Raw genomic sequence first — 18,465 nt, 5'->3', positions numbered from 1 at the left:
ACGTAAAAATCTTCTATTTGGTAACACAAGACTATTAAAAAATCCCACAAAAGTGTATTTCCTTGTCTCTATAGTCCTGCTAATCTCAATTTGAAGCATGTTATCAGCCTTTATCTGCTAGAGTTTCTGACTTTCAGCAAACTAGATAATCTATCAACAATAAAATCGTTAGGAGTGCGATGAGATGTCACAGTCCCCGATGACAAGGCCAGAAATAGCTGCTGGAACTCTAATCGATAACCGCTATATTATCCAAAAACTTCTGGGACAGGGAGGATTGGGGCGAACTTACTTGGCGTTTGACACTCGTCGATTTAATGAAGCTTGTGTTCTCAAGGAGTTTGCACCCATTGGCACAGGGGAGAGTGGACTGGAACAATATCGTAACTTATTTAAAAGAGAGGCAAAAATTCTTCATCAATTGCAACATCCTCAAATTCCCAAGTTTTTGGCTTGCTTTGAAGGAGATGGTCGGTTATTCCTAGTACAAGAGTATGTTGACGGTAAAACGTATTCTAGGCTATTGGGAGAACTTCAACGTCAAGGAAGAAATTTTTCTCAAGAAGAAGTTATCCAGTGGCTAAAGAATCTGCTGCCTGTTTTGGAATATGTCCACCAGCACAACATCATCCATCGAGATATTTCTCCTGACAACATCATGTTACCTGATGGCAAGGATCTGCCAGTGCTGATTGATTTCGGTGTAGGCAAGCAAATTGCTGACATGAAGGAGGGGAGAAGTTCCAACCACCAAGTAACGTTTGTTGGCAAAATGTCTCTTGTAGGCAAAGTAGGATATGCTCCCCGCGAACAGATTAGCTTGGGCTTATGTTCCCCCTCTAGTGACCTTTATGCTTTGGGGGTAACAGCTATTGTACTACTCACAGGTAGAGATCCATCCTTATTAATGGATCAGTACTCCTTAGAATGGAACTGGCGTTATTATACCTATGTTGCTAATAGTCTGGCTCAAGTACTCGATTATATGTTGGCAGATAGACCTAACAAACGATACCAAACAGCCAAGGAAGTTCTTATAGATTTAGAGCGTATCGGAGAACCAGAAGTGGCAATGTCTCCCGCAATCATCGTTGATGATTTGCCTCCCACGGTATTTAACCCGGAATTTCAAGCTATGTCGGCCATATCCCCCTCATACAAACAACCTGGAGAAACAATTTTTAGTTCAGCTAGTTCACCTCCTAGTCCGCAAATTGGGCGAATTGAACAACAACCTTCTCTCAAACCAGCATTTATCAAACGTTGTCAGCAAGAGTTAGCCTACCATATCGGACCAATGGCAAATCTGATTATAGAAGAAATATTAGCTCAAAATTCTGATCTTTCACCTGACCAATTTATTGAACTCATAGCCAGGGAAATTCCTGACTTTCAAGCAGCTTTTGAATTCAAAAAAAATTTATTCTCATGATATTTAGACACTACGAATTTAGAGATAATTTTTAACAAATTCGGTAAGTTTAAGTCCTCGGCAACTAACAAGCCGCAACTTTTGTGGCGGGGTGTCTCTTACAAAGTGACGTTCCTGCGTCGCTAACGCTGCGCTAACAGAGCGCCGGAAACCGGCGCTCTGTTAGCGCTAAATCGCTGTTATAAAACTTAATTACGAATTACTTTAATCCCCTGTACCTCCCTGAGTGCGTTTGATTCTTTTCATTGCCATTTCTAAACTTAATTGCATCCGTTTAAAGGCTTTAGCTAAATTACCAATTTCATCATTAGACATCTGTTCAAATTCAACTTCCATATGTCCGGTACTAACTTCTTCGGCTATGCGAGTCATGCGTTTGAGAGGCATAACAACTTGTCGATTCAAGAAAAGATTGACTAACAGGATAGTCGCGATAAAAATAGTTGATACAATTAGGATAATTAGTAAGGAAGACTGATTAGCTTTTTTGATCACCTTATTCGCAGGTACTGATATAATCTGAGCGCCGATAATTTGATTAAGCTTCCACCCAAATCCATTAGCTGTACCGTATTGAGTAATCATACTTTGAGGTGCAGCTTCGGGTACACTATGACACTTCAGACAGCTTTCTTCAGAAACGGGCAAGGGACGAGCGATATAAAAGATATCTCCACCAGGAATTGAGCGAAATCCACTCACTTCTTTAAGGTCTGATTTATTTTGGAACCTTTCTACAATTTCCGTTTCAAAACCGTCAGCCTTATCCCGAAGATTTGTGGGATTGAGAGTTGCTTCTTTATAAAAAAAGTCACGGTAGTCTGTTGTTTTCCGTAAAATCTCAAAGACTTCCCGGGCTGAGTATGCAGGCACACTTTGCGGCAAAAACTCAGTAGCCAATTTATCAGCTAGCTCTGGATTCACTTGAGTACTGGTATATTTACGAACAGAACTCATTGTTTCCATGAGCATGAGAGCAGTTGAGCTAATATCTTGTTTGGCATTCTCCCTAAGCAGAGAAGAAAGAGCTAATCCACTCAAGCTCAAACCGAATGTTAAAATTACTAATAGCAAAATTGTAAATTTTTGTTTCAGATTGAGATTCTTTAGCATAATTTCTGATTATCTACACGTCAAATTATTATGACAAAATATGGCTAAAGTCATCGTTGACTCTAGCATAAGCAATCAATTAAAGATTTTATTGTAAAGGTGATAGTTTAGTTAAAACTATTAGGGTATATCCAACTTTATATTAATAATTGTTGAGGTTAATGAAAATGTTCTTTAAGTAATTAAATTCCAAAAAGCTATAACAGCAAAACAAAATTGAATTTGCAAAAATTCCTGTTGGCTGTTTTGATCCCGTGCCAAAATAAATACCAGAAATTGTCAAATATTACTAATGGTGTGGAATGCAGGAAAGTCTTTATTCGGTGGACGCTACATTATCGAAAACCAATTAGGCGAAGGCGGAATTGGCATTACTTATCTTGCCAGAAATCAACGGAATCAACTGCGAGTGATTAAAACCCTCAAAGAAGAAATTCTAAATCACCCAGCTTGGATACTCCACCGAAACAAGTTACGGCAAGACTTCCGTGATGAAGCAGTTCGGCTGGCTGTGTGTCACCATCCTCATATAGTACAGATAGAAACCATCTTTGATGAGGGAAATTTGCCCTGCATGGTGATGGAGTACATCGAAGGGGAAGACTTAGCACAGTATCTGAGACGGATGGGGGTGCTATTAGAAGCAGAAGCGCTGCTGTACATCCGGCAAATTGGCGAGGCTTTGACACTAATCCACTCTAAAGGACTGCTGCATCGGGATCTCAAACCACGTAACATTATGATCCGCATTGAGAAATCAGAAGCAGTGCTGATAGACTTTGGCATTGCTAGAGAATTTATTCCTAATATGATTCAAAGGCATACGGTGTATCGCACTCCTGGTTTTGCCCCACCTGAGCAGTATGAATCAGAAGCGCCACGAGGAGAATACATTGATATTTACGCCCTAGCTGCTACCTTGTATAATTTGCTTACCGCCGTTATACCGACAAGTGCAGATGATCGGCGTCACAATATTAATTTAGAACCACCACAATATTTTAATCCCAACATCAGCAACAGGGTCAATCAGGCTATTATCTGCGGCATGGATTTGGAGTCAACCTATCGTCCTCAGTCTGTGCAGGAGTGGTTGGATTTATTGGGCCCTGATAATCAAGAGTATGTAACAGCAATATCATCTACTTTAGTGATAACGCCTAGACTTAAACCACCTCAACCTGTTGTATTAGATCAACAGAAGTGGCAATGTGTACAGACGATCAAAGGTCATTCTAGTATGGTTCATGCGATCGCCATTAGTTCAGACGGCCAATTTATTGCTAGTGGTAGTAATGACAAGACTATCAAACTTTGGCAAGTGGGTACTGGCAAACTAGTGCGTCAACTGGGTCGTTGGTTTTCTGGTCATTCCAATATGGTTCATTCCGTCGCCTTTAGCCCAATCTCCTCAAACCTTTCTTATCAAGGTGAGTTCGGCAAATCTGCGGGAGTTACAGACCTGAACCGGGGGATTTTGGCTAGCGGTAGTTGGGATAACACGATCAAATTTTGGGATGTAAACACAGGCAAAGAAATTCGTACTCTCATTGGTCATGCTAATTGGGTGAATTCCGTTGCCTTTAGTCCAGATGGCAAGTTTCTGGTTAGCGGCAGTGCTGACTGCACAATCAAACTGTGGCAGGTACACACTGGCATAGAAATCAAAACTATCACAGGTCATTCTGACTCAGTTTCCTCAGTCGCCTACTCTCCGAGAACACTGACAACGAATAGCAAGGATAGACAGCTGGTGGCTAGTGGCAGTAATGATTACACCGTCAAACTGTGGCAAGTATACACAGGCAGGAACATTTGTATACTTATAGGTCATTCTTTCTTCGTCAACTGTATCGCCTTCAGCCAGGATGGGGAATTTCTCGCCAGTGGTAGTGCTGACAACACGATTAAGCTGTGGCATGTAAATACAGGTAGAGAAATTCGTACTCTCAGTGGTCATTCTGATTCAGTTTGGTCAGTCGCTTTTAGCCAAGATGGGCAATTTCTTGCTAGTGGTAGTTGGGACAACACTATCAAACTGTGGCACGTACAGAGTGGTAGAGAAATCACCACACTTACAGGGCATTCTAACTATGTTAGATGCGTTGCTTTCAGTCTCGATGGCCAAACCCTCGTTAGCGGTGGTGATGATGACACTATCAAGATTTGGCGACGGGGGTAATAAATAATTCGTAATTCGTAATTCGTAATTTATGTAGCGTTTCCTATCCTGGCGAGGTAGACCTAGACTTTAGACCTCTTGCATAATTATTTTGTGGTATGATTGGGTATTTTATAAAAAATCCATATCAGAATCTATACAGAGAACTTTTGTTACCTCATTGGGATGTCTGATAGAGATAGAAAGCAAATTTTTAAAATCTCCAATTTTACCATAATTTATTTTTGCAAGAGGTCTTTTATATATAAATGCTTTCAACTTTGAGGATGTACTTCATCTGAGGAGTATTGCAAGCGGATTGCTAAAAACACAGCTAGGCGACTAGTAGAAATAATCGATACCGGGGACGAACCTTTGGAAATGAACCACACAATGTCAATCGCTTCATATTAAGAGTGTTCCAAAAAATAAATGATCCAAAACCCGTCATTGCGAGCGAAGCAATCCCATTTAAATCGTCAAATTGACGCTAATATCGTAATTGCCTTTATCACCCAAATATCCCGCTACATCAAAGTAGTAGTAGCCATCTAGTGGAACCTTGTAGGTTAATGAGCTGTTAAGTCCTTTTCCACTATTGTTATCAAAGCCTATTTGTGAGTAGTACGCATTAAAGAGTGTTATATAGCAATCCTGAATCATTCGTGAGAAAATACTGAAAAGAAGATAAGTACTATTTGCGACTATAAAGGGGTTGTGGCAATGTGGATGCGTTAGCGAAGCTCACCGAAGGTATCGCTAACAGAGTTTATCGAAAATAGCCAAGACAAGCGTGAAGTCAAACGAGCGATTGCAGTCAAGATGTTACTCTCAGGACACAAGCATGAGGCGATTATGCCAATACTAGGCGTTTCATCTGGCTTGATCAGTAAGTATAAAAAGGCATTTTTTCTTCATGGGGTTGAGGGTTTAAAGTTAGCATATAAAGGAAGCATTGGAATTTTAAACCAACAACAACATGTAGAGATAATTGAATGGCTTTTAACAAAACAATCATGGACTATTAAGGAATTAGAGTATCAGATTGCATCCAAGTATGGAGTTGCTTTCGATTCAAAACAAAGCTACTACGATTTATTTAAGGAAGCACGTATTAGTTGGAAAAAAAGCCAAGCTCATAATCCAAAATATGAGCCAGATAAGGTAGCGTCAAAAAAAAAGAGATTTGTGAGTTATTGTCAGCCCGACGAGCCGAAATAGAGTCGGGAGAGCTAGTTGTGTTCATGGTTGATGAATGTCATCTACTTTGGGGAGACATAATAGGGTATGTTTGGGGAAAAACTAGTGAACGAGTATCAATACCAGTAGTAAATGCTCGTTATAAACAAACATATTTCGGTGGATTAGATTACAAGACAAAGGAATTTATAACTTATCCAGCTAAAAAAGGTGACTCTGAAAACACGATTAATTTTCTAAAATATCTTCGCTCTCAACGTCCAGGAGCAAATATTTTAATTGTTTGGGATGGTGCAAGCTACCATAGATTGCAGCAAATAAAAGATTATTTAGACTCGTTAAATAGGCATCTGGAATCTGAACACTGGTTGATAACTTGTGAACGTTTTGCTCCAAATGCACCACAACAAAATCCTGTAGAAGATATTTGGTTGCAGGCGAAAAGATTAATTCGAGAGTTTTATTTTTTCTGTCATTCTTTCTCTGTAGTCAAGGCTTTATTTGAGCTATCAGTAAGCTGTCAAATTTTTGACTTTCCAAAGCTCCACGAATCTGGTGTTTTCTCATGAATCATTTAGGATTGCTATAGTCGTATCCACATCATCAGCGTAGGAACCTCTACCAGAGGTGTTTATGGAAATTGTATTTCCCCTTTTAGCATATAAGTAGAAGTAGTCGTTGTCTCCAGCACCAATATTGTTCCCATAAGATGCATAGGAAGCAAATCCCGGGTCTGGAAAACCATCTCTGAATCCGAAGCCTACACCTGTGGGAGTGGCAGTGCCAAAACCGTCGTTGGGTTCAGTTTCCATATTTACTCCTGTTCAATAGAACGAGTTGGTTAAAGCTCTTGCAAATTTCAATTTTTGCAGGTGGCTATATACTTAACTCTCTTTTTTTTACGCAAAAAGTGTAATATGCTTCTCAATTATTAATAATATTAAGTTTTAGAAAAAATCCGACTTAGGCACTGTACAAAAGAATCATAGTGTGATTAGTGAATTTTAAACCTACAGCATCACCGGAAAAATTAGGGTGACTGACCATCAATAACATTTAGAAAATCTTCAGCCGTGATAATCGGGCAAGAAAAATTATCTTTTAGACTGAGTAAATCGCAATCACCCGTCACGAGATAATCCCCCTCACTGACCATAGCCAAAAGTAAAAAAGGCACATCAAACGGGTCACGACATTCAGGAATTACAGGCAAGCGGTCGGGCATCGTTACAGCTTCACAAAAGAGTATGTAATCCGATAGTAAATCTTCTTGCTCAGTTGGCGTGAGCTTAAACTTTGGATAAGCCAGCACTCGGATTAACTCACTCGTTGTCGCTTTAGAAACCAGGGGAGTGAAGAGATGGTCTTGCCATGCCAAACGAAGCCTAGATACTCTGCCCCCAAATATCAGCGCCGAGATGATGATATTAGTATCAATTACCACCCGTGGACAAACCATTACGACTGACGCGCCCAAGCCACCGCATCAGCCACATCCTGCTCACTCAGCCCTAAATCCGCCAGCTTAGACCGAACCGCATCAGCCCGATGAATTTTTACAGGAGTCAGAATAATTTTCCCCCCCTCCACCTTTACCTCAAAATACTCAGCCTCCCCGATTTCACGAGTAATACTTTTAGGCAACGTTAGTTGATTCTTAGAAGTTAACTTGGCGAGCATAACTTGCCTCCTAGCATTTGCTATCAAAAGTAAGGATTCCTTACTTGAGTATATACATCTTACCTTACTAAATTAAACCTACAGATAGAAATGCGATCGCCCCAAATTTGTGACAATAATGACGGCAACTGTGATTTTTGAACAATAAATTTTATGGGCTTTGGTATTGGTGATTTATTCTGGATTTTTCTCGCTCTGACTTCTTTGCAACCCCTTTGGCAAAAACGTCAAATAGAATATCGGCGTTTGCGTGCTTTAGAACAATTCCAGCAGGAACGCAAAAGTCGGGTGATTTTGCTGATTCACCGCCAAGAGTCCCTTAGCTTTCTGGGAATTCCCATATCTCGCTACATTACTATTGAAGACTCAGAACAGATACTGCGAGCAATTCGCCTCACACCCCCAGATGTGCCAATTGATTTAATTTTGCACACTCCTGGTGGTTTGGTTTTGGCTACGGAACAAATCGCCAGAGCATTAATTCGCCACCAAGCAAAAGTCACAGTCTTTGTACCCCACTATGCCATGAGTGGCGGTACTATGCTGGCGATCGCCTCTGATGAAATTATTATGGATGCTAACGCTGTCTTGGGGCCAGTTGATCCCCAATTGGGTAATTATCCCGCAGCCAGTATCCTGAAAGTAGTTGAAGATAAACCTATCAGTGAGATTGATGACCAAACTCTAATTATGGCCGACCTCTCACGCAAAGCAATTCAGCAGGTACAGCGATTTGTGCGAACTTTGCTAAAAGACAGTATACCCAAACAAAAAGTTATGCCAGAAAATATCGAATCGATTATCGAAGCCCTGACAACTGGGCGCGTCACCCACGACTATCCCATAACTATTGAGGAAGCAACAGAAATGGGGCTGCCCGTAACCGTCGGACTGCCCCATTCTATTTATGATCTCATGGATCTGTACCCACAACCACAAGGAGGGCGACCCAGCGTGCAGTACATTCCTATGCCTTACAATGACCGCCGTCCAATTCTACCGACACCCAAGGGCAGACCCTTAGAAGAACCAAATCAGATGACTTGAGGCTTTGAGGTAGGAATTTTCGTGGCGACTAGGGTGTAGCTGTCGGTGTAGACATCGGTGTAGACATCGGTGTAGACATCGGTGTAGACATCGGTGTAGACATCGGGGTAGACATCGGTGTAGACATCGGTGTAGACATCGGTTTAGTCGTCGGTTTAGCCGTCGGTTTAGTCGTCGGTTTAGTCGTCGGTTTAGCTGTTGGTGTAGCCGTTGGTTTAGCCGTCGGCTGACTGAAGAGTGTCTTTGCTTCTTCATTCAGCTTTTGGCGGAGTGCTAAATTAGCAATTCCAGTTTCTTGCAACTGATATTTCTTCTGATACTCCTTCACCACTGCTTCCGTCTGTGAACCATAAAAATGATCGCGCGGGAGGGGAGGATTTGGCTTCACCACTGCATTCAAATTTTTGTGCAGAATTTGAACGATGTTAGCAGCAAAGTTTTGGGTTTTTGGCCCCGCTATCCCATCAACTGGTTTTAGCTTATAACCCGTCTGAAATTCACGAATTGCCTTTTTAGTTTCCTCATCTGTCAAAGCACTATTTGTTACCTTGACGTTATAGCCTAACCCCCGCAATACAGCACGGAACTGCTGGGGCGTATAGCTACGTTGAGAAGCTGCGAAACCTGTGTCTGCAATTACTACACTAGCAGTTATCAGGCAAGTAACAGCAAAGGTCGCGCTTGATTTTCCAAACCCACACCACATACTTAAAACTCCTTTGGATTAAATCAGCAGGATTATAAAGGTTAACAGCTGCATTTTAAGTTTGTTTAATAACTTTTTTCGCGATTATTTAATGATTTTTGAATAATTTGTAATTTATTTTTGTGAAATTTAGCTTTATATACAAAACCTACTTTATGTCATCTATCCAAAGAAGTATCTTGTATTAGCAGCGATAGTTATCATTTGAATCGAATACACTCTTGAACACTAAATTACAGTATGGATGCACAGATATGTGTCTGTGTCAACTTAGAGCCTGGGAGAATTTTATGAAGCTGTTGGTCAATTCACGATGGATTAAACCCAATCTCTAAAACATTGGTTTTGCGTTGGTTTCTCGCCCTGCAAGAAATTGCGGGCTAAAAGCTAAAGTGCTTTGAAACGCACTGAAATTAAAGAAATTAAGATGGATTGAGGCTGATGGGTTAAATTCTTTATAAATTCGCCAACACGCCCTTTTAACGTTAAGTTGACACCCATGACAGATATGCGCCTGGGGTCTACTCAACTCCAAATTGCTGTAATTTCTTGGAAAGAGCCGAAAATTAATAAATGAAAGAGCTTATATTCCAAATATTCACAAAATGTATAATATATGACAAAACATGAAAGACATAAAATCTCCTAAGCAGCGTCATCTTTGGTTTGAAAGATTTATGGCAATTACTGCCACAGTAAATTTAGCTTTAGTTTTGTTTAATTTTAGTTACGTACCCTGGCGATATTTATACTTGCGAAAACTTCCCCAAATTATTAAGATTTATGACCCAATAAAAGGTATTGAAGCTCATCGAGACACAAAAAGTTATCTAGAAACAGTAGACGCATTAGAAGAACAAGTCAAGCAAACAGGGTTACAGTCGTCTCAGGTAAATAGCAAGCTAATACAAATAAGTCGTCTTAGTAGCGAGATGATTGACAGCAATCCATTTGCGGGAGTGAATAAGAGTGGGACTCTGGAAAAAATCAAAAATAGAATGCGCGATCGCATCGGTAAGGAATCTGCAAAACAGTCCTTTGCCACTTTTTGGAGTCAACCATACTTAACCCAAAAAGGCTGGGATCAAGAAAATAATTTTTTCAACCAAAGCATCCGCCCTTTGATTGCCTCTAACTACTACCGCCAAATCGGGGAAAATGGCGAATTTGTTGATGATTTCTGGATGATTGACTTACCCTTTGTGATTTTATTTGGCGTAGAATTGCTGGGGCGTACTTTCTTGCTCAGACGCCAACATCCTGGTTTTAGCTGGTTGGAAGCAGTATTATGGCGTTGGTACGATTTATTTTTACTACTACCATTTTGGCGGGGATTGCGAATCATACCTGTATTAATTCGCCTCGATCAAGCGCGGTTATTTAATCTGCATCCAGTGCGAAAGCAAATTAATCAAGGGATTGTCGCCAATTTTGCCGAAGAACTTACAGAAATTGTCGTGGTGAGAGTAATTAATCAGGTTCAGGGTTCAATTAGACGCGGTGAGTTAACGGGTTGGCTCTCACAACAGGAAAATTTACGTCCCTACATAGATATTAATAATGTGAATGAAGTAGAAGCGATCGCAGGTCTTTTGGTAAAAACAATTGTCTACCAAGTGCTACCCGAAATCCAACCTGCGATCGTTGCCATTTTGCGCCACAATATCGAAACCGTCTTTGAGCAAATCCCCGTCTACCGCAACCTCCAGAACCTCCCTGGCATGGGAAAGGCCCAAACCCAATTAAGTGAACAATTGGCAACCCAAATCACAACTAATCTTTACAAAACTTTAGTTAGCGCTGTTAAAGATCCTGTGGGAGCAAAACTCACCAGTCAACTCGTACAAAGCTTCAGCGACGCCTTGGGAGCGGAAATAAAGGAAAAACACGTACTTTCAGAAATTCAGAGTTTACTTTTTGACTTCTTAGAGGAAATCAAACTCAACTACGTCCAGCGTTTGTCCCAAGAAGACATAGACCAAATTATCGAGCAAACCAGGCAGCTACGAACACAAGTATCAGTTCCAGCAGTAGTTGATAAAGGCACTACTCTGCCAGAAATAGGCCGAGGATAGAAACAGCAGGGGAGTAAGAATTTTAGATTTTAGATTAAAGAATTGAAATTTAATCCAAAATCCAAAATCTCAAATCTCAAATCTAAAATTGAATTGCCCAATGCGCGACTGTAAAAGAAATGCGCTAAACTCGAATTAGGCGAATCATTATTGGTTCGTCACAAGACTTCTTGGAAGATATACCTATCGCAGGAAGTGGGTCGATGCCCACTTTTTTTATTGAATTCTCTCATGGCTCATCCTTTAATTCCACAAATTATTGATTTGGCGACACCAGTGGCAGAAGAACTGGGATTGGAAGTAGTTGGCGTGGTTTTTCACACTAACCAAAGTCCACCAGTGTTGCGGGTAGACATTCGCAATCCTCAGCAAGACACTGGGTTGAATGATTGTGAGAGGATGAGCCGTGCTTTAGAAGCCTCCTTAGATGCTGCGGAAATCGTTCCAGATGCCTATGTCTTGGAAGTGTCTAGTCCTGGTATTTCGCGGCAATTAGTAACAGACAGGGAGTTTATTTCCTTTAAAGGATTTCCTGTCATTATCTCCACCTCGCCACCCTACGACGGACAACAAGAGTGGACTGGTCAGTTGATTCGCCGGGATGAAACAGCACTTTACTTAAATCAAAAAGGTCGTGTAGTCGAAATTCCCCGCTCCCTAATTACTAAGGTGCAGCTAGACGAGCGCCGATAAACAAAGGGCTAGGGCTTAGGAGTTAGAGACTAGAGTTTAGGGGCTAGAGGTTAGGAACTAAGGGCTAGAGATTAGGGGCTAGTGCAAAACTATTCTCTAATCTCTAGCTCTATCTAATGCGTAGTTTTCACTCCCGACTCCCGACTCCCGACTCCCGACTCCCGACTCCCTAATTTTTAAAGGAGATTGCTTATGTCAATGGTTACTTTACCTGGATTAAAAGAATTAATTGAAAGTATAAGTCGCGATCGGAATTTACCCCGTCTTGCAGTTCAATCAGCTATTAGAGAAGCATTACTTAAAGGCTACGAACGTTATCGTCGCGCCCAAAATTTAGAGCGCAAACAGTTTGACGAAGATTATTTTGAGAATTTTGAAGTAGAACTGGATATTGAAGGAGAAGGATTTCGCGTTCTTTCTACCAAAACCATTGTTGAGGAAGTTAATAACACAGACCATCAGATTTCCCTAGATGAAGTTCAACAAGTAGCTCCCGAAGCGCAGTTAGGGGACTCTGTAGTACTGGATGTTACCCCCGATCAAGGAGAATTTGGTCGGATGGCGGCGATGCAAACCAAGCAGGTACTGGCACAAAAATTACGGGATCAACAGCGCCAAATGGTGCAAGAAGAGTTCCAAGATTTAGAAGGAACTGTCCTGCAAGCAAGAGTCCTGCGGTTTGAGCGGCAATCGGTGGTTCTGGCTGTTAGCAGTGGCTTTGGCCAGCCAGAAGTAGAAGCCGAGTTACCGAAGCGGGAACAGCTGCCCAACGATAATTATCGGGCAAATGCCACTTTCAAGGTATATCTTAAAAAAGTCTCTCAAGGTCAGCAACGAGGGCCACAGTTGCTTGTGTCTCGTGCGGATGCTGGTTTGGTGGTTTATCTGTTTGCCAACGAAGTCCCAGAAATCGAAGATGAAGTGGTACGGATTGTTGCCGTAGCTAGGGAGGCAAACCCCCCTTCCCGTTATGTAGGCCCCCGGACTAAAATAGCAGTAGATACTCTTGATCGCGATGTAGACCCAGTAGGCGCTTGTATCGGAGCCAGGGGATCGCGAATTCAAGTGGTAGTTAACGAATTACGCGGTGAAAAAATAGATGTAATTCGCTGGTCGCCAGACCCAGCAACATATATCGCTAATGCCTTAAGTCCTGCACGGGTGGATGAAGTGCGCTTAATGGACCCAGAAACTCGGCAAACTCACGTACTCGTGGCTGAAGATCAACTGAGTTTGGCCATTGGCAAAGAAGGACAAAATGTCCGTTTGGCAGCCCGTCTGACTGGTTGGAAAATTGACATCAAAGACAAAGCTAAGTATGACTATGCAGGAGAGGATGCCAAATTTGCAGGTGTCAGAGCAAAATATCAATCAGAGGAAGATGATCTTGACTTTGAGGATGAATTAGACGATGAAAATCAGGAGGAATTAGAAGAGGAGGATAGTTTTGATAGTAACGATGATGAATAATTGATTAATTTTGTAAAGTTTTGATACTGTTGATTGTAGTCTCAGTCTCAAGGATTATTTTCTCAAAAGCTACTTGGTATAAGTAAAAAATAGTAATAATAAACTTCTTTTTACACCCAGAATGCTGGAGTGAAATCACAGAGAATCGATGAAACCAAATTATCGGCGCTGTATTAGTTGCCGAAAAGTAGGCTCAAAAGATCAGTTTTGGCGGATTGTCCGCGTCTTTCCATCGGGAAAGGTACAATTAGATCAGGGCATGGGGCGTTCTGCCTATATTTGTCCCGAAACGAGTTGCTTACAAGCGGCTCAAAAAAAAAATCGACTAGGGCGATCGCTACATGCATCAGTGCCAGAAACACTGTACCAAAGCTTGTCGCAACGTCTAGCCCGCAGTAATACCCAAAACCGAATTTAGTTGGAACAACTTTGTAGCGTCATTACCAGAGGAATTGTGCGAAAGCCGAAGTCGCGCTTTCATCACACCCTCTGTTGATCGTTAAGGTTAGTGCCAAAATAGTAAATGGGTGTAAAAGGCATTCGCCTCTCGAATAATTAAGAGGGGCGAGGCAACATTCCCAGAATCAAGATGTACTCGATTGTGTTGTGGAAGACTCAGAATCAACAAAACAAGGAACTACAAAAAAATGGCAACCTGGTAGCGCCCAGGCGCAGTTCGGCTTCAAGGGTTCCCATAAAAATCTTTTATTTAAGAAATTTTTATGGGTGTCCCTCAACCATCATTCCTGGTGGAGATGCCATTATTAAACCGAAACATCTCTCTTTCCTGATTGGAGGCACCGGCAAAAACTGAACGGCAACCTAAAAACAGTAATCGAAGGATGGAGATGTCGCAAACCAGGCAACCATCCGCTAAAACTGTAATTTAAAGGGGAAGAGTGGATGAACAACGGCAAAGTTAGAATCTATGAATTATCAAAGGAATTGAATTTGGATAATAAAGAGCTATTAGCAATTTGCGAGCAGCTCAGCATCTCGGTCAAAAGTCATAGCAGCACGATTTCAGAATCCGAGGCAGAAAACATTCGCGCGGCAGCAGAAAAACTAGCAGCTACGAATGTGTCGGCCAAAAAGGAACTAGGTACAACCAGCCATAAGCCAAATTCATCACCGAACGGCGGACGTAACCGACCTGCTGCACCCCACAAACAGCAAATTTTGGAAATACGCAAACCCAAAATATTGAGAAATACTACCTCCAACGCCCCAGAGGCGTCACTTGCTAACAATACCCAAGCAGCCTTGTCTGAAGCTAATCCTCCCTCTCCTCCACGGCCTTTTGCTACACCAGTCTCACCCATGAAGCCGACGGCACCAACTCGACCTGTACCCCGGAATCAATCTGAGACCCAAGAGCAACCTCCTGTCATAGACTTGGAACAAACGCCTAATCAAGATCAGGCATCGGAAAAAATAGCAGGGCAAAAACCGGAAAAAATAGTTCCACCCAGACCGAAACCGGAAAAACCTCAAAAACCGCAACTAGTTGCCCCTCCAGCAAGACCTGCGGCGGAAGAAGCCCAGGTAGTAGATGAGCAGGCATCTCAGGCAGACAAACCGATCCTCAAACGTGACCAACGGCTACGACCCGTCGAAGGCGATCGCGAGCAAATTAAGCCAAAAGTTGCTAAACTGCCAACTGACCAGTCCCCACAAGCTGCACCACAAAGAACAAGTCGTCCTACTCCTTCACCCAGCAGACCAGAGCAGAGAGGCAATAGACCATCTGCACCGTCACAACTAGGCGAGGGGCAACGACCAAGGCCAGCACGTCCAGGTGAATCAGCAGCCGCAATGCCGATCGCTACTCCACCCAGACAGATGTCAGGAATAGCGGGCAAATCTGAAGGATTAGGTGATGATCCAGTCGCACCTGATCTCCTCGATTTGAAACGCCCAAGTCCGCCTCGCCCAACCAAAGGTGGCAAAAAATGGGTAGAAGAGGAAATTATTGACGAAGTTAAAGAGAAGGCTAAAGCTGGCGTCAAAGGCAAGCGGATCAAGCCGATACTTGATGATGAGTTTGAAGAAGATTTGCTGGATGATGACGATCTCGACTCACCAGCCACCGTCCAAGTCAGCCTTTCCATCGCCCGTCCTCCGAAACCCAAAGCGACTCGGCCTGTACAGATGCCAGGCGCAATCCTTGCTAGCGCCCCAACTGCAAGAGCGAGAAAGTCTGGTTCCAAGTCTGGTTCCAGTCGTGACCATCACCATAACCGTCGCCAAGAAGCCGAGACAAAGCGTGACCGTCCAGAAAAAGTGGTGATCACAGGCCCGTTGACAGTGCAAGAACTGTCTGACGTTTTAGCCGTTCCTGATACAGAAATTGTAAAAATTCTGTTCCTCAAAGGCATGGCAGTGAGTATCACCCAAAACCTGGATATTCCCACAATTACCCTGGTAGGAAAAGAACTAGAAATAGAAGTCGAAACCGCCGAGCGAGAAGCAGAAGCTCGGAAAATTACGGAAATGGTCGGCGCAGAAGACCGAGAATATCTCCACCGCCGTCCGCCAGTTGTGACAATTATGGGTCACGTAGACCACGGTAAAACAACCCTGCTCGACTCGATTCGCAAAACGAAAGTGGCTGCTGGCGAAGCGGGAGGTATCACTCAACACATTGGTGCGTACCATGTGGATGTCGTACATGAGGGCAAACCGCAGCAGATAGTCTTCCTGGATACTCCCGGTCACGAAGCCTTTACAGCTATGCGAGCACGAGGAGCGCGGGTAACAGACATTGCCGTATTAGTTGTAGCTGCTGATGATGGTGTCCGTCCCCAAACCATTGAAGCCATTAGCCACGCCCAAGCTGCGGGAGTGCCAATTGTGGTTGCAATCAACAAAATTGACAAAGAAGGGGCACAGCCAGAACGGGTTAAACAAGAGCTGACCCAGTATGGTCTGACTTCAGAAGACTGGGGTGGTGAGACGATCATGGTTCCCGTGAGCGCCATCAGGGGTGAAAACCTGGATACGCTCTTAGAGATGATTCTCTTAGTAGCAGAGGTTGGAGAACTATCTGCCAACCCAGATCGTACCGCCAAAGGAACTGTGATTGAAGCACATCTGGATAAAGCCAAGGGAGCAGTTGCTACCCTGCTAATTCAGAATGGCACCCTGCATGTGGGAGATATCTTAGTAGCTGGCTCGGCTTTCGGTAAAGTCCGGGCGATGGTGGATGACAGAAGCAAGAGAGTAGACATTGCTTCTCCTTCCTTTGCTGTCGAGGTACTAGGTTTAAGCGATGTGCCAGCAGCAGGCGACGAGTTCGAGGTCTTCCAGAACGAAAAAGAAGCCAGAGCACTCGCTAGCGATCGCGCAGACAGACAACGCCTATCCCGCCTATTGCAGGGTCGTGTTACCCTGACAACCCTGTCGGCTCAAGCACAAGAAGGCGAGTTGAAAGAACTCAACTTGATCTTGAAAGGAGACGTACAAGGTTCCGTGGAAGCCATTGTGGGAGCGCTCAAGCAAATCCCCCAAAACGAAGTCCAAATTCGGATGCTGTTGGCTACTGCTGGGGAAATCACGGAGACAGATATCGACTTAGCAGCTGCTAGTAACGCTGTGATTATTGGCTTCAACACCACCTTCGCCAGTGGTGCCAGACAAGCCGCCGATGAAGCCGGTGTAGATGTCCGGGAATACAACGTGATCTACAAACTCCTAGAAGATATCCAAGATGCCTTGGAAGGTCTTTTGGAACCAGAGTTGGTGGAAGAACCCTTGGGTCAAACCGAAGTACGTGCCGTCTTCCCAGTCGGCCGTGGTGCTGTTGCCGGTTGCTATGTTCAGTCTGGCAAGCTAGTTCGCAACTGTAAAGTCAGGGTGCGACGCAACGGTAAGGTGATCTTTGAAGGCGTCCTTGACTCCTTAAAACGGATGAAAGAAGATACCCGTGAGGTCAACGCCGGTTATGAATGCGGTGTCGGCATAGATAAATTCAATGATTGGGTTGAAGGTGACATCATCGAAGCCTATCAGATGGTTACAAAACGCCGCACTCTCACCTTAACGAGATAGTGTTGAGGGTAAAATGGTTAGAAGTTAGGAGTGATAAATTAGGAGTTAGGAGTTAAAAGCTGCTAACTGCTAACTCCTAACTCCTAACTCACAACTTTTTATAACATGCATTCATTTCGCTCTGAACCTATTTTGTGGATTCACGTCGCTGGATTGGCGACGTTGCCTGTTTTTTTAATCCTCTGCTTATTGTTTTTGTCTGTAGGCGAGCCGTTTTTGCCAGTCTGGATGGAGCTATTGTTAGTTGCCGCCATTGGTGTTCTCCCCCTGCTATGGATGCAGTTGCGTCGCCCTTTTTATATATTTGCTCTTTTAGGAATAGCCCTAAAGCCAGAAAATCTGACTGAGCGGCAGCGAAAAATTCTCTGTTTAATTAATACAAAGTTAAATCGTATCCTAGCCCTAGTGGCATCAGTATTGTCGGTTTGGGTGCTGTGGCAGCTCTACCAAATTGCCCCATTAGTAGCAAATTCAGCTAAATTTCTCCCACAATGGCGCGGCCTTGCACTAGTGCTTGCGGGATTAGCCTTTTTAGGCAGCAATCTATTTTTACAAATACCTGTGAGCGTAATGCGTGTTTTGGTGACTAATGACACAGAATTCGCTGGCATAGAGCCATTATCTTTAGAAAAGATTAAGCAGGATTTCACAATTTTAGGGGTACGGGTTAATCAAATCGTGCCCCGATTGTTGCAATCCCTGTTTAGGATTAATACAGATTCGTAGCAGCCCCTAAAGTATATTATTTTACTTTAAAGGGTTACAAATAAGGATCAGGGGGAGTAAGAATTTTAGATTTTAGATTAAAGAATTGAAATTTAATCCAAAATCCAAAATC

At 43.0% G+C, this 18,465-nt stretch carries 15 protein-coding genes; 10 read left to right on the top strand and 5 right to left on the bottom strand.

The genetic code is table 11. The features are described from left to right. The first annotated feature begins 184 nt into the window (after nucleotides 1–184). On the top strand, nucleotides 185–1,432 hold the full coding sequence (locus tag PUQ00_RS14450) for a serine/threonine-protein kinase (protein WP_300417559.1): 1,248 nt from the start codon (nucleotides 185–187) through the stop codon (nucleotides 1,430–1,432). 204 nt (nucleotides 1,433–1,636) lie between these two features. Here PUQ00_RS14450 and PUQ00_RS14445 read toward each other — a convergent pair whose 3' ends face one another. Then, a complete protein-coding gene (locus tag PUQ00_RS14445; protein WP_300417557.1) occupies nucleotides 1,637–2,545 on the bottom strand; it encodes a DUF3365 domain-containing protein in 909 nt (302 codons plus the stop codon). Between the two features lie 292 nt (nucleotides 2,546–2,837). On the opposite strand from PUQ00_RS14445, the gene PUQ00_RS14440 reads away from it, so the two are divergent. Both PUQ00_RS14440 and PUQ00_RS14435 read left to right on the top strand, forming a co-directional pair. Beyond that, the gene (locus tag PUQ00_RS14440) at nucleotides 2,838–4,727 is read left to right on the top strand and encodes a serine/threonine-protein kinase (RefSeq protein ID WP_300417554.1); all 1,890 of its coding nucleotides are present in this window, start codon (nucleotides 2,838–2,840) and stop codon (nucleotides 4,725–4,727) included. A 750-nt stretch (nucleotides 4,728–5,477) separates the two neighbouring features. Further along, nucleotides 5,478–6,475, top strand: a protein-coding gene (locus PUQ00_RS14435; protein ID WP_300417619.1) for an IS630 family transposase whose coding sequence is annotated in 2 segments (ribosomal slippage) — nucleotides 5,478–5,877 and nucleotides 5,877–6,475 — 999 coding nt in all. Because the reading frame shifts where the segments join, the coding sequence is not laid out codon by codon here. Here the strand turns inward: PUQ00_RS14435 and PUQ00_RS14430 are convergent. From PUQ00_RS14430 to PUQ00_RS14420, 3 genes are all read right to left on the bottom strand, one after another. Beyond that, nucleotides 6,470–6,718 (bottom strand): hypothetical protein, encoded by a 249-nt coding sequence (locus tag PUQ00_RS14430; protein ID WP_300417552.1) that lies wholly within the window; start codon nucleotides 6,716–6,718, stop codon nucleotides 6,470–6,472. The genes PUQ00_RS14435 and PUQ00_RS14430 overlap by 6 nt on opposite strands. Nucleotides 6,719–6,936: 218 nt before the next feature. Continuing rightward, the gene (locus PUQ00_RS14425; RefSeq protein WP_300417549.1) at nucleotides 6,937–7,350 is read right to left on the bottom strand and encodes a putative toxin-antitoxin system toxin component, PIN family; all 414 of its coding nucleotides are present in this window, start codon (nucleotides 7,348–7,350) and stop codon (nucleotides 6,937–6,939) included. Between the two features lie 14 nt (nucleotides 7,351–7,364). After that, nucleotides 7,365–7,586: an AbrB/MazE/SpoVT family DNA-binding domain-containing protein gene (locus PUQ00_RS14420; protein WP_300417546.1), complete on the bottom strand. Its 222-nt coding sequence runs from the start codon at nucleotides 7,584–7,586 to the stop codon at nucleotides 7,365–7,367. A gap of 153 nt (nucleotides 7,587–7,739) precedes the next feature. On the opposite strand from PUQ00_RS14420, the gene PUQ00_RS14415 reads away from it, so the two are divergent. Continuing rightward, nucleotides 7,740–8,633, top strand: coding sequence for a hypothetical protein (locus PUQ00_RS14415; RefSeq protein WP_300417543.1), 894 nt, complete (start codon nucleotides 7,740–7,742; stop codon nucleotides 8,631–8,633). A 28-nt stretch (nucleotides 8,634–8,661) separates the two neighbouring features. Here PUQ00_RS14415 and PUQ00_RS14410 read toward each other — a convergent pair whose 3' ends face one another. Then, complete coding sequence (locus tag PUQ00_RS14410) at nucleotides 8,662–9,339, bottom strand: peptidoglycan-binding protein (protein ID WP_300417540.1); 678 nt, start codon at nucleotides 9,337–9,339, stop codon at nucleotides 8,662–8,664. A gap of 626 nt (nucleotides 9,340–9,965) precedes the next feature. On the opposite strand from PUQ00_RS14410, the gene PUQ00_RS14405 reads away from it, so the two are divergent. The 6 genes from PUQ00_RS14405 (at nucleotide 9,966) to PUQ00_RS14380 (ending at nucleotide 18,353) form a co-directional block, all read left to right on the top strand. Continuing rightward, complete coding sequence (locus tag PUQ00_RS14405; RefSeq protein ID WP_300417538.1) at nucleotides 9,966–11,414, top strand: hypothetical protein; 1,449 nt, start codon at nucleotides 9,966–9,968, stop codon at nucleotides 11,412–11,414. A 231-nt stretch (nucleotides 11,415–11,645) separates the two neighbouring features. After that, nucleotides 11,646–12,107, top strand: coding sequence for a ribosome maturation factor RimP (gene rimP / locus PUQ00_RS14400; protein ID WP_300417535.1), 462 nt, complete (start codon nucleotides 11,646–11,648; stop codon nucleotides 12,105–12,107). A 192-nt stretch (nucleotides 12,108–12,299) separates the two neighbouring features. Beyond that, nucleotides 12,300–13,577: a transcription termination factor NusA gene (gene nusA / locus PUQ00_RS14395; protein ID WP_300417532.1), complete on the top strand. Its 1,278-nt coding sequence runs from the start codon at nucleotides 12,300–12,302 to the stop codon at nucleotides 13,575–13,577. A gap of 148 nt (nucleotides 13,578–13,725) precedes the next feature. Further along, nucleotides 13,726–13,995, top strand: coding sequence for a YlxR family protein (locus PUQ00_RS14390; protein WP_300417529.1), 270 nt, complete (start codon nucleotides 13,726–13,728; stop codon nucleotides 13,993–13,995). Between the two features lie 485 nt (nucleotides 13,996–14,480). Further along, nucleotides 14,481–17,627, top strand: coding sequence for a translation initiation factor IF-2 (gene infB, locus PUQ00_RS14385; RefSeq protein ID WP_300417526.1), 3,147 nt, complete (start codon nucleotides 14,481–14,483; stop codon nucleotides 17,625–17,627). Between the two features lie 105 nt (nucleotides 17,628–17,732). Further along, complete coding sequence (locus PUQ00_RS14380) at nucleotides 17,733–18,353, top strand: low-complexity tail membrane protein (protein WP_300417523.1); 621 nt, start codon at nucleotides 17,733–17,735, stop codon at nucleotides 18,351–18,353. Nucleotides 18,354–18,465 lie beyond the last annotated feature (112 nt).

Origin of the sequence: Nostoc sp. S13, from assembly GCF_029379315.1 — a bacterium.
Classification (GTDB): domain Bacteria; phylum Cyanobacteriota; class Cyanobacteriia; order Cyanobacteriales; family Nostocaceae; genus Nostoc.
Note: the sequence above shows the minus strand (reverse complement) of the source record. Positions and strands in the feature narration are given on the sequence as shown.